Annotated in this window: 13 protein-coding genes; 6 read left to right on the forward strand and 7 right to left on the reverse strand. The window is 30.0% G+C overall.

Annotation, left to right across the window (positions count from 1 at the left end; translation table 11 throughout):
• Positions 1–35: 35 nt before the first annotated feature.
• Positions 36–935: an arginase gene (rocF, locus tag ACJDUG_RS04330; protein WP_406768653.1), complete on the reverse strand. Its 900-nt coding sequence runs from the start codon at positions 933–935 to the stop codon at positions 36–38.
• Positions 936–945: 10 nt separating this feature from the next.
• Positions 946–1128 carry a hypothetical protein gene (locus tag ACJDUG_RS04335; protein WP_406768654.1) on the reverse strand — a complete coding sequence of 61 codons (183 nt, stop codon included), beginning with the start codon at positions 1126–1128 and terminating at the stop codon, positions 946–948.
• A gap of 108 nt (positions 1129–1236) precedes the next feature.
• On the opposite strand from ACJDUG_RS04335, the gene ACJDUG_RS04340 reads away from it, so the two are divergent.
• Positions 1237–1395: a hypothetical protein gene (locus ACJDUG_RS04340; protein WP_406768655.1), complete on the forward strand. Its 159-nt coding sequence runs from the start codon at positions 1237–1239 to the stop codon at positions 1393–1395.
• A 369-nt stretch (positions 1396–1764) separates the two neighbouring features.
• On the opposite strand, the gene ACJDUG_RS04345 is transcribed toward ACJDUG_RS04340, so the two are convergent.
• Entirely contained in the window at positions 1765–2610 is an 846-nt protein-coding gene (locus ACJDUG_RS04345; protein ID WP_406768656.1) for a CvfB family protein, read from the reverse strand.
• 285 nt (positions 2611–2895) lie between these two features.
• Here ACJDUG_RS04345 and ACJDUG_RS04350 point away from each other — a divergent pair, with 285 nt between their 5' ends.
• Positions 2896–3789 carry a deoxyribonuclease IV gene (locus ACJDUG_RS04350; RefSeq protein WP_406768657.1) on the forward strand — a complete coding sequence of 298 codons (894 nt, stop codon included), beginning with the start codon at positions 2896–2898 and terminating at the stop codon, positions 3787–3789.
• A 94-nt stretch (positions 3790–3883) separates the two neighbouring features.
• The gene (locus ACJDUG_RS04355) at positions 3884–4462 is read left to right on the forward strand and encodes a 5' nucleotidase, NT5C type (protein ID WP_406768658.1); all 579 of its coding nucleotides are present in this window, start codon (positions 3884–3886) and stop codon (positions 4460–4462) included.
• A gap of 13 nt (positions 4463–4475) precedes the next feature.
• On the opposite strand, the gene ACJDUG_RS04360 is transcribed toward ACJDUG_RS04355, so the two are convergent.
• The 3 genes from ACJDUG_RS04360 to ACJDUG_RS04370 form a co-directional block, all read right to left on the reverse strand.
• Complete coding sequence (locus tag ACJDUG_RS04360) at positions 4476–6200, reverse strand: DUF4153 domain-containing protein (RefSeq protein ID WP_406768659.1); 1725 nt, start codon at positions 6198–6200, stop codon at positions 4476–4478.
• Between the two features lie 301 nt (positions 6201–6501).
• On the reverse strand, positions 6502–6669 hold the full coding sequence (locus tag ACJDUG_RS04365) for a type II toxin-antitoxin system antitoxin (protein WP_406768660.1): 168 nt from the start codon (positions 6667–6669) through the stop codon (positions 6502–6504).
• Positions 6670–6678: 9 nt separating this feature from the next.
• Entirely contained in the window at positions 6679–7557 is an 879-nt protein-coding gene (locus tag ACJDUG_RS04370; RefSeq protein ID WP_406768661.1) for an SPFH domain-containing protein, read from the reverse strand.
• 239 nt (positions 7558–7796) lie between these two features.
• Here ACJDUG_RS04370 and ACJDUG_RS04375 point away from each other — a divergent pair, with 239 nt between their 5' ends.
• Positions 7797–8147 carry a hypothetical protein gene (locus tag ACJDUG_RS04375; protein ID WP_406768662.1) on the forward strand — a complete coding sequence of 117 codons (351 nt, stop codon included), beginning with the start codon at positions 7797–7799 and terminating at the stop codon, positions 8145–8147.
• Between the two features lie 148 nt (positions 8148–8295).
• Entirely contained in the window at positions 8296–9171 is an 876-nt protein-coding gene (locus ACJDUG_RS04380) for a YitT family protein (protein ID WP_406768663.1), read from the forward strand.
• Between the two features lie 32 nt (positions 9172–9203).
• Here the strand turns inward: ACJDUG_RS04380 and ACJDUG_RS04385 are convergent, their stop codons facing one another.
• Positions 9204–10079 (reverse strand): DMT family transporter, encoded by an 876-nt coding sequence (locus ACJDUG_RS04385; RefSeq protein ID WP_406768664.1) that lies wholly within the window; start codon positions 10077–10079, stop codon positions 9204–9206.
• A 284-nt stretch (positions 10080–10363) separates the two neighbouring features.
• Between ACJDUG_RS04385 and ACJDUG_RS04390 the strand changes: the two genes are divergently transcribed.
• Positions 10364–12442, forward strand: coding sequence for a penicillin-binding transpeptidase domain-containing protein (locus ACJDUG_RS04390; RefSeq protein ID WP_406768665.1), 2079 nt, complete (start codon positions 10364–10366; stop codon positions 12440–12442).
• The last annotated feature ends 443 nt before the right edge of the window (positions 12443–12885 follow it).

Here is a 12885-nt window from a genome sequence, read left to right on the forward strand (position 1 = left end):
AATTAATTTTATTATGGAATGAATATTTTATCTTGTTATTTTAGGAACTTGAAGGTCCAAGCTAATAGTTCTACAGCTATATTTGCAGTAGTGTCATTTTTGTCTAGTAGAGGATTTAATTCAACAAAATCCATAGATTTAATTAAGCTTGATTGTCCTAAGGTTTTCAAAATAGTTTTTGCATCCTCAATATAAGGACCATTCTCTACAGCAGTACCTGTGCCCGGGACTAAACTTCCGTCTATAAAATCAATATCAAAACTTAGATGAACATTATTAATATTGCTTTGATTAATTTCATCTAATACTTCACTAATTACATGGTCCATGCCTTTTTCTTTAATTCTTTTTGTGGTATAAACATGTAGGTTTTCACTTTTAATGAAGTCATACTCACCTGGATCTAAGTCTCTGGCACCAACAATAAATACATTTTCCTTTTTTACCTTTATGCCTTTATAATAAACATCTGAAAGATTATCATAACCAAGCCCCATGGCTTTTGCTAGGGACATACCATGTACGTTACCACTTCCGCTGGTTTTTTGTGTGTTAATATCCCCATGGGCATCCACCCAAATTACAGCAAGATTTTCGTAAGCTCTGCTGGCTCCTGCAATACTTCCAAGCCCGATAGAATGATCTCCGCCAATAACAAGGGGAAAACTTCCACCTTTAATTGAGGAATAAACTATATGTGCTAGATTATTGTTTACTTGAATTATAGGTTCAAAATATTTCATGTTTGGATGAGAAAAAAATTTATTATATTCCTCAACAACTGGAACAAACAAATCACCAAAATCAAACACTCTATGATTATACCTTCCTATTACTTCAACAATATTTTTATCCCTTAATTTCTTAGGACCATATTCAGGTCCTCTCTTATCTGCTCCATAAAATATTGGAACTCCAATAATGCTTATATCCATTTTGTTTCACCTATAATTTATCAACTGGTTTGAATCTTATAACATTATTTTCAAAGGTATAAGTATAGTTAAACACAGTATCTTGAATTTCTACAGATAATGTCTTATCTGAATAATTTAATACCTTTACCTCATTTTGAGATACATCATAGGTCTGACAAAATAAATCCTTTACTTGGCTTTCTGTGGTCATTTATATTACCATCCTTTCATAAAAACTTTATTATAGTATTTGCCATTTATTTTTTAAATATTTATGATAAAATATAATACATGCATTAATATATATGGAGGAATTATTATGTCAGATAAAAATATAGAAATGATGAAAAAAATAATTGAAGAAAAGAAGAGAAAAAGTGCTGAGCAAAGTGGAAATATGAGAGCAGATAAAAGTATTGGAAAACAAAGAAAAGCAAGTAGAAGCAGCAAGAAAACGGGTGGATTATTTGATAAGTAACTGTACAGCTGCATGTATAGTAAGCTATTATAAATAATTAATAATTTCGAGGAATTAAAATTAAAGGGAGATTATTTAAAGTTTTGAAAAGATCATATTAAAAGACTTTGCCAGATGGCAAAGTCTTTGCTAATTGGTATTAAGCTTTATCTGTACGAGTAGTTTGAGAAGTTTTCATGCTCATACTATTTGATTTGTTGTTGCTAGGGGGTTTATTCTGCATCTTGTTTTTAGCTTTATTTTCGTTTTTTGTCATAACTGCCTCCATAAATTACATAATCTATCGCATATAGTTTTACCTTTAAGTTATGTAATTATGCAGTTGTTTAAATTTGACTAGTGGCCTCAATCAATTTATTGCTAAAATTATTATTTAGTTTTTAATGAAGTGCCTTTTTCATCTTGGGTTATTAAACCTTTCTTCATAAGGCCGCCTAGAGCTTGTTTAAAATAATTTTTGCTTATATGAAAGGTTTTATATATTTCTTCAGGAGAGGTTTTATCATTAAAGGTCATAAACCCGCTGCTTGCTTTTAAGTAATTCAATATATTTTCTTGAAGAATTGTAACTTCTGTTTTTGCAGATTTTCTTGGAGTTAAACCAAGTTTACCATCTTCATAAATTTTATTAACAGTAAGTTCCAGAACATCTCCATGATGAAGATCTGTAAAATATTCGTTGTGAAGTATAACTCCTCTGTATTTATTATCTACAGCTATCATTGCACTGTGATTTGTTTGAAAATCATAAACAATTCCTGTAACAGTATCATTTTGCTTATAAATATTATTTTCTATTAAGTATTTATCTATATTAGTAGTGGCAGCAATTCTTCCTGTTTTGTCTAAATAAATGTAGAATAAATAGAATCTATTATTTTCAAGTCCATAAAGTTTTTCCTTTTTGGGAACTAAAATATCCTTTTCAAGCCCAAAATCAATAAAGCTTCCAATGCCAGTATTAGAAACTACCTTTAGATAAGCAATGTCACCTACTTTTGCTAAAGGTTTCTTTAAAGTAGCAACTGGCCTATCCTTAGTGTCTCTGTAAATAAAAACCTCGATTTCATCATCAATATTTATTTTTTCATCAAGTATATTATTATTTGGTAATAGAATATCATCTGCTGTTTTACCAGTACCGCCATCTAAAAAATAGCCAAATTCAGTTTGTCTTAATATTTTTAATTTGTTATAACTACCTATGTTTATCAAGATATTTACCTCTTCTCATATTACAATATATTTTTCTTATAGTATTTTATATTTTAGCATATTTAATCCTTATATTTCTACCATTCTTAACTTTGTTTTAAATGAAATTCAAATTTTAAAATTATAAAAGCTAAATAATTGGAGAAGGCTATGGGTTAATGACCCACTTTTATTTCTTCAGTGGCCTTTAGAATTAAGAACAAAAAAGACTTTGAATTTCTAAGTTTTAATGATATAATTTAAAACAGATATTATATAATAATGAATATTAGATAGGGTGATAATATGTTAAAAATTGGTTCTCATGTTTCCATGAGTGGAAAAAAGATGCTGCTTGGATCGTCAGAGGAAGCCGTATCATATGGAGCAAATACTTTTATGGTTTATACAGGTGCACCGCAAAATACTATACGTAAACCTATTGAAAGTTTGATGATTAGTGAAGCACTAGAGCACATGACTGATAATGGAATTGAAGAAATAATAGTCCATGCTCCTTATATAATCAATTTAGGTAATAGTGAAAAAGCAGAAACCTTTGAGCTAGCTGTTAATTTTCTAAGGGAAGAAATAAAAAGATCCGAGGCCCTTAAAAATGCCAGACAGATTGTATTGCATCCTGGAGCTCATGTAGGAGCAGGAGAAGAAAAAGGGATTAAACAAATTATTAAGGGACTAAATGAGGTTATTACAAAGGAACAGAATGTTCAAATTGCATTAGAAACGATGGCAGGAAAAGGCTCTGAATGTGGTAAAACCTTTGAGGAACTAGCTGAGATTATTGATGGAGTGATTAATAATGATAAACTTTCAATATGTCTCGATACCTGTCATATAAACGATGCCGGCTACGACGTAGTTAATAATTTTGATGGAGTGCTAAAAGAATTTGATAAAATTATTGGACTTAATAGGCTTAAGGTAATCCATTTAAATGACAGTAAGAATACACTTGGTGCTAGAAAGGATAGGCATGAAAATATTGGGGCCGGTCATATAGGCTTTAATGCTCTTTGCTATGTGGCACATCATGAACTTCTAAAGGATATACCTAAGATTCTTGAAACACCATATATTGAAATACAAAACAGAGGGAAGACTGCTCCATATAAATATGAAATAGAAATGTTAAAACAAAAAAAGTATATGGATTTAACAGAAAAGATAACAAAAGCTTAATATAATCATAATAATTAAGTTCTATACTTATAAATGAAGGGCGAAAGTATAAATATGCTTAGGTCTGTATAAAGAAGAAAAAGGAGGTGATAAGATGAAAAACTTAAATATATGCATAGATATTGATGGGACTATAACAGATCCGTATTATTTTTTAAACTTGGCGAACAAATACTTTAATAAAAATATTACAGAGGAACAGGTTACAGATTACTATATTAGTGAGGTTTATGAGATTTCAGATGAGGAATATGAAGAGTTTTATGAAAAAAATAAATGGGAGCTTCACTCAACTCAAAAGCTTAGAGCTAATGTTAATGATATTTTAAGAAAATTACATTTTAAGCACAATATTTATTTTGTAACTGCTAGAGAGAAATCTCTTAAAATGCTTACCTATGGCTATTTAAGAAAAAATGGAATACCCTTCGATAATTTATTTCTACTAGGAACCCACCATAAGGTAAATAAAGCTGTAGAGTTAAATTGCGACCTATTTATTGAAGACAGCTACGAAAACGCAGTTGAACTTTCTGAGGCTGGCTTTACAGTAATTTTATTAGATACAAATTATAACAGGCTGCCTTTAAATGATAGAATTACACGAGTTTACAATTGGATGGAAGTATACTATGAGATAAATAAACTGCTATTACAAAGGGAAGCAATGTAATAGCAGCTTTTTATTATTTTAGTTTAACAAGAAAATAAAAATCATTTCCTTTAGCATCAAATTTCTGATTGCTGACATCCCTATTTCCGGATATACTTGAAAGGACAATTTTAACTTTTACCTTGTCATTCTCATCACTTATTGTCATTTCCTCCTCAGATAGTACAGTTTCCTTTGTATTAGAGCTGTACTTACTAATTATTTCTTTGGAAATATTATTTATATTTTTTTGGTAAATTGTTTTTCCACCACTGATTAATTTTAATTCTCCTGTTTCATAATCATATTTGGAAGTTAATAGGGCATCTTGGGTACTATTCATGGACCTCATGTCAAAAAGGTAGTCATAGCCCATTATATTTAAGGCTTTTTGAGAGCTTTGTATATAAAAATAGTTTTGTTCACTATACTCACTCATAGGATATTCATATGAGAATCCAAAAACATCCGGCATATCATCAATTTTAAAGGAAGCAGGTAAATATTTCATATCTACAAAGCTGTGATAATTATTAAAGTAGCTTAATATGCTGCTTAGATTAATTTTATCTTCATTTGAAACACTTGAGGAACTTTTTATTTTTCCTGCTAAAAGCATATTGTTTTTAATTAATATTTTCTGAAATCTTTCATTTTGGCTCATTTTTGAAACTGAAAAACTACTTATAGGCCCAAATACTGAGATTATACTTAAAAAACAAAGGCTTATTGGAAGTAATATATTTTTTATTTTCCTTGAAAAATTAAAATAAAGCATTATGCATAGAACCCAAATGGCTAAAACTATAACATAATAGCGTCTTTCTGTTATTCCATATGCATTTACTCTTATACCAATAGATATAAACATCATTATTAGGATTGGAAGTAATACTTTTGGAACTGCCATATAGAATAAGCTTGCCCATTTATCTTCAGTTTTAAAGGGAGTTATAAAAAATAATACAATTGCAGCAATAACTGAATACCATAGTACTAAATTTGAAACCATGCCGATTGGCCAAATTTTTGTTACAATTATTTTACCAAGGTATATATATAAAATGGCTGTATAAACTGTTAGGAGGGGCATGATAATATATAATAATAAAATTCTCAAAGCTTTTGGGTAGGTCCTTATATTTACTGATTCCCTATCTAAAGGTATCATACCAAGAAAATATGGTACTGCGAATATAAAAGTTACCATAATAAAGGAATAATAATAATATTTACTTAGAATTTTTATACCAATAAGCTTATCAATAGCAAATAGAATTGCAGAAAGACCAGCATACATAAATGCAGAATAGATAACCGTTAAAAAAAATGCAGAAAGTAATGTAATAACGTACTTTTCAAAATTTGCCTTTCTATAAAAATACGGAATAAATAGAAAGATAAGGTAAAGCGCAAGACTTATAGCTATGTATCTATTTACTGCTGTCATTTTTAGATTATCTAAAAATAAAAGATAATAAAAAATAAGAAAAACAATATTTAAACAATATATTATTGAAGTTTTTAAAATATTAGATACATTTTTCTTTTCAAAGTAGAGCCTTGTGCAAAGTGTAAGGGGAATTCCAAGTGAAAAGGTCATGGTGATTCTTCCAAGCGTGTTGCTTATAGGTTTTGTTTCAGCTATTATAATAAGAAGAGCAGCTATTAGGATTGAAAAAAATATGGAAAGAGGAAAGCGTTTAGTACTTGCATAAAGTTTATTTATAATGTTTTTAAGAGTGCTAAGTAGTCGCATGAATACCTCCTAGTATTTCTTAATACTTATTTGACAATTATTAATTACCGCACTTTTCAAACTAGTTTATCTAATATTATCATATTCTGAAAAATAAAAATAGATGTAAAAACAGATATAAAAATATAGCCACAAAGCCTAAGTATTTTTTAAAAGAAATAAATTAACGAAACATTAGGTTTTGTGGCTATTCTAAACGTTGAACTTCTTTCACAGCGAGTATCTAATGTAATATTTTTTATAGATTGTATATATTTTTATTAATAATATATTTTGCGACACTACATGTCAGAGTTGTGGCTTATTTTTCTTCATCCTTTAAAAAGGACTTATTTCTTTTTTTTATAGCCTCAGTTAAAAGATATTCTATTTGTCCATTAACAGATCTGAATTCTTCTTCGGCCCACCTATTTATTTCTTCCCAAGCTTTAGGGCTTAGTCTTAGCAGTACAGTCTTTTTATCAGACATATCTAACTCCTAATTATGAAGAGTGCCGGTATTAATAACTGGCTGAGTAGATCTTTCGCCACAGAGAACAACCATAAGATTACTTACCATAGCAGCTTTTCTCTCATCGTCTAGTTCCACAACCTTATTTTCGCCTAATTTGTTAATAGCCATCTCCACCATTCCTACTGCACCTTCAACTATCTTTTGTCTTGCTGCTATTATTGCAGTAGCCTGCTGCCTTTGAAGCATTGCAGCAGCTATTTCAGGGGCATAAGCTAAGTGGCTTAACCTAGCTTCTTCAACAATAACCCCAGCTTTGCCTAATCTTTCTTGAAGTTCTTTTTTTAAGGCTTCTGAAACCTCATCTGCGCTGCCCCTTAAAGAAAGTTCTTTTACTCCATCAGTTATGTCATAAGGATACATCCCAGCTAAGTGCCTTATAGCAGATTCACTCTGAACTTTCACAAACTCTGAATAATTTTCAACATTAAATAGAGCTTCTACAGTATTTTGTACCTTCCATACAACAACTGCGGCAATTTCAATTGGATTTCCCATCTCGTCATTAACTTTTAGTCTTTCACCATTAAGATTTCTAGAGCGAAGAGACACTTTTTTCTTTGTAAAAAAAGGATTAGCCCAATGCCAGCCAGAAGATTTTATGGTACCTTTATAATCACCCATAAGCACTAGAGCTGCAGCAGAATTAGGCTGAATAACAAAGAAGCCTGGTAGCATAAGCAAAAAACCGATAAATCCAACTATTGATAGTATTATACAGAAAACACCAAAGGTTGATGCTGATACAACACCTATTATAAAAAGTACTATTGAAAGAATTAGAAGCAATAGAGTTATGAAGAACATTGTAATACCTGAACCTGTTTTAATTTCTTTTTCGTCCATAAGGTAAACCTCCTAAAAATATTTAGTGATATCAAAATGATATCATTATAATATATTATACCATAATTAATTATAAGTGGGAATATATAGAATGCAATATGTAAAATTTAATTAATAATGTAATTCTTAAAAGTATTGAAAATAAAAGAACAAAGGAATATTATAATATTATGTATATTGACAATTTATTCTAATAGTTGATACTATAAAATAAAATATTATAAAGGGAGTGAGAAAATATGAAGCAGCATGTAAATGGAGCTCAATTAAGGGAAATAGATTTAGATGAAAGAATTTCCCTATTATCATTGGTAACAGGTCTTACTAAGGATTATGTTAGAGATGAATATAGTAAGGGCATGAAGGACGAAGACAGCATGCTTTTAAAATATGGCTATGATATAAAAGTAGGTGACCTTATAGAAATAATTGAGAACTTTACTAGTGAATTTCCAACGCCTGAAGTAGTAAGTGGAAAATATAAGGTGAAGATTTCAGCAGCAGATTCTGAGTTTCAAGTAAGCTACTGTGATGCACTTTATGAGGTAGTTAAAATATTGTTAAAGAAGAAAATAATAATTGTACAATAATTATTTAAAAAGATCATTATCGGTAAAATTAATATTGGTAATGGTCTTTTTTATTTTTAAAAAATTTTTATAAAATATGTTTAAATTATTTGAATTATTATTTATACTGTATAAGGGACAAGCTAAGACTAGAAAAAGGTGATTAAAAATGAGTAAAAAAAATAATAAAGATTTTTTATCCGACATTATACTTGTAACTATTGGTTGCGTCTTAACTGCTTTTTCAATAACTTCAATATTGAAGCCAAATGGATTAATAACGGGTGGTATAACAGGAATTTCAATCATTCTTGAGAAGTTTATTTATATTAAATACACTTACATATATTATGCCTTATCCGTGCTTATTCTTATTGTTTCCTACATAACAATAGGAAAAAAAGAAGCTTTAAAAATAATAACTTTATCTATTGCTTTTCCTCTGATTTTAATTGAATTGGAGAATTCTAATTATATTTTTATTCAACATGATATGCTGCTTGCTTCAGTATATTTTGGAATAATCTATGGCATAGGCATTGGTCTCGTATTTAAACGAGGATTTTCTTTTGGAGGAACAGATACCATTGCAAAAATTTTAAATAAAAGGATTTTAAATTTCATAAGTATAAGCCAAATACTTCTTGGAATTGACGGACTAATAATTGCAGCTTCAGCTATAATATATAATAAAAATATAGCATTATATGCCATTATTTCACAAATTATTACTACTAGGGTTATTGATGCTGTAATGTTTGGCTTTAGTTCAAAAAAAGTTCAGATTGAAATAATCAGCGAAAAATATGATCAAATTGCAGATTATATTTTGCATAAGATAGCTAAGGGAGTAACCAGTTATGAAGTTAAAGGTAGATACAAAAATGAAAAAAGACTAAAGCTTCAAACTATTTGCTCTCCTAAAGAGGCTATGTTAATTAAGAAATTCATAACTACTGCAGACCCAGAAGCATTTGTAAATGTAATATCAATAACATCAGTTTGGGGCGGAGTCGGTTTTGATAAGTTAGTTGATGAAGGATAGTTTACCTATTAAATAAACAAAGTACAGCATCTTTATACTGTACTTTGTTTTTCTTTTGAAAGTATAATTACTGAGGCAAGTATTAATATAGTTCCAATAATTAGGGTTATAGTTAATTTCTCATTAAACAATATAATACCCATAATTATGCTCACAATAGGTTCAAAGGTTCCTAGAATTGATGTAGAAGAGGCTCCTATTATTTTTAATGCTTTTACGAATAAACCAATAGAAACTATTGTTGAAATTAATGAAATACCGATAATTGAAGTTGCAGTTTCAGTGTTTAGTGGAAAAATAAATTTCCCACTAAGTAAGGTAAAGATGATTAAAGAAACTCCTGCGAAAAGTGAGAAATAAAATACTGTAACTAAATTACTAAGTTTTTTAATTTCCTTATTGTTCATACCCATAACACAGGCAGCATAGCAAAAGCCTGAAGCTATTGCAAGGATGACACCGCCTATATGAAGCCCTTCGGCCTTTACACCAATAAGAATATAAACTCCCGTTATAGATACAAGTAGTGCAATTACTTTGTTCTTTGTAAAGGATTCTTTATATATAAAATAATTTAATATAATAACAATAGCTGGATAAACAAAATGCATAGTTGTAGCAAGACCTACTGTTATATAATTATAGGAATAAAATAAAGTTAAACCAGTTGAGGTATACCCTATTAATCCTATTAATGCCAATATTATAAATTGAGTTTTGTTAACTCTAAAATCTACTTTCGCAAATATAAAAAATATATATAACATTAGTGCTGCCAATAAAAATCTTAAACTAATAACTGTAAGTGTATTGCTTCCATTATTATAAATAATCTTTGCAAAAATTGGCATGAAACCAAAGGCTGCAGATGAAAGTAGTGCATAAATAATTCCGTATATTTTTTTCAAAGTTTCCTCCTAGTATTGCTAAATTGTGTACAAGGCTTATTAAGCTTAATTAATAATAACAACATGTCCATGATTATTGTAACAGAATATAAATGAAAGTTCTAGTTAAATTAAACTTTAATTCACATTTTTATACATCCTTTAAGAACAGATAGATTAATTAGAAATAATATGGTTTGCCTTTATTGACAATTTATTAGTATTGGTACAATATAGATATATTGGTACAATAAAGGAAAAGATTAATTAAGTTTGAGAAGTTTAATGTATGAGAGGTGAAAAGAATGAGGAATAGAGTAAATAAAAAACTTATCATTATACTTTCTATTTCTGCTGTACTAGTTTTAGGAGGAGCAGTTTACTTATTTACTACTTTATCAAAAGATGATAATGGTGCTAAAGTCTTTGAAACCTATAAAGATAAATGGGAAAAGCAAGACTTTAAGGCAATGTATAGTATGCTTTCAAGCACTACTAAAGAAAAGATCAGCGAAAAGCAATTTATTGATAGATATACTAATATTTATAATGGAATTGAGGCTAAAAACATCTCAATTAAAATAGACAATAATGATAAATCAAAAAATAGTAACAGTAATGCTAAGCTTCCATTTTCAATTACCATGGATACAGTAGCTGGTAATTTTAATGTTCCTGGTTATGAGATGAATTTAGTAAGAGAAAAGATTAATAGCAAAAACCAATGGACAATACAATGGGATGAGAAAATGATATTTCCAAGTCTAGGACCTGATGACAAGGTTAGGGTAGAAATTTCTAAAGCTAAACGTGGAGAAATAGATGACAAAAGCGGCAAGGCATTAGCTGAAAATGGACCTATATATATTTTAGGATTACAGCCAAGTAAATTTATCATTAATAAAGAAGCAAATACGGAAAAATTAGCGAAAGCTTTAGATATCGATACTTCAGTAATTGAAAATAAATTAAAAGCTAATACTAAATCTAACCAATTTGTACCTATTGTAAATATCTCATCCTCCGATAAGAGCAAGGTTTCAGAGGCAACAAAAATAGATGGAGTTTTTTATCAGCAGGGTGTAGGAAGAGTCTATCCTGGAGGAGAGGCATTTGGATCCCTAATAGGTTATATTGGACCAATAACTGCAGAAGAACTGGGAAATTTAAAGGATCAAGGCTACAGCAGCACTAGCTCCATAGGCAAAGCTGGACTTGAACAGGTTTACGAAAAAAGGCTCAAAGGAAAAGATGGAGCAGAAATATATATATCAAAACAAAAGGATAATAAGGAAATAGAGAAAATTATTCTTATTAAAAATGAGCCCAAGGATGGAGAAAGCATTAAGCTTTTCATAGATTTTAATTTGCAAAATAAGATTTATAATGCAATGAATAAGGATGCAGGTGCCTCAGCTGCAATAGATCCTAAAAGTGGTGAGGTACTTGCGTTGGTAAGTTCACCTTCATATGATTCTAATGCACTTACTTGTTACGCTACAAATGCTCAAAAGGCAGCGTGGAAAAATGGGCCAGACCCATTTCAAAATCGCTTTAAAAACGTATATGCACCAGGTTCTACATTTAAACTATATACTGCTGCTGTAGGATTAAGTAATGGAAAGCTAAAACCTGATGAGGCAGTTAGCATACAAGGCAAACAATGGCAGCCGGATAAGTCGTGGGGAACCTACTATATTACAAGAGTAGATGATTCAATTGAACAATTAAATTTAAAGAATGCCTTTGTACATTCAGATAACATTTATTTTGCAAGAGCAGCTTTAAACATTGGTAAGGATGAATTTGTTAAAAGTGCCGAGAGCTTTGGCTTAGGGGAGAAACTTCCTATAGAATATCCTTTTGCAAAATCTCAGTTAGCTAATGATAATAAAATAAATAACGACCAGCAGCTTGCAGATAGCGGGTATGGTCAAGGTGAAGTGTTGGTGAGTCCTCTTCAGCTAGCATTAATGTATAGTACCTTAGTGAATGAAGGGAACATTATGACACCCTTGCTTGAAAGCAGCGGCAGTATATCCCCTAAAGTTTGGAAGGAAAAAGTTCTTTCACAAGATAATATTAAGATATTGAAGGATGATCTTACTGCAGTTATAGAAGATCCTTCAGGTACTGGTCATGGGGCAAAAATTAACGGACAAGCTTTAGCAGGTAAAACAGGAACGGCAGAACTAAATAAGCTTAGTGCTGATGATAAAAATGGAAAAGAAAATGGCTGGTTTGTATGTATGAACACAGATAACCCCAAAATTGTAGTTTCAATGATTGTTGAAGATGTAAAAAATAAAGGCGGCAGCCATTATACTGTACCGAAAGTTAAGGATATAATGAATTATTATTTGACTCAAGGAGGTGGAAAATAGAGGCTGGATGATTAGAAGTTGTTTCACTTCTAATCATCCAGCCTCTATTCTTTACTTAGGGATTACACTTTGACGAACTTGTCAAAGTGAACAAAAGGAATATGAAAATACATGTAAAACATTATGAAAGTTGTATGAAAACATTACCTGATGAAAATATTATTTCTATTTTAGTTTCAGAAAAATAGTAATTTTTTAAAGGTTCTCTATAATTATATAGAAAAAATATTGACGGATGCTATAAAATTGTAATATACTACGTATGTAAGCGATAACATATTAATAAATTTGGGGGTGGAATAAAATGAACAAAAAAAGAATTATTTCTTTAGTTGCAACTTTTGCTGTTGTTGCAACATTGTTTGTTGGATGTAAAGCTAATCCAACAACACCAAGTCCAACAACTCCAACAGCTAAGAAATTCAAGGTAGGTCTTTCTACAG

Origin of the sequence: Candidatus Clostridium stratigraminis, assembly GCF_045310675.1 — a bacterium.
In the GTDB taxonomy this organism is placed as follows: Bacteria; Bacillota; Clostridia; order Clostridiales; family Clostridiaceae; genus Clostridium_AT; species Clostridium_AT stratigraminis.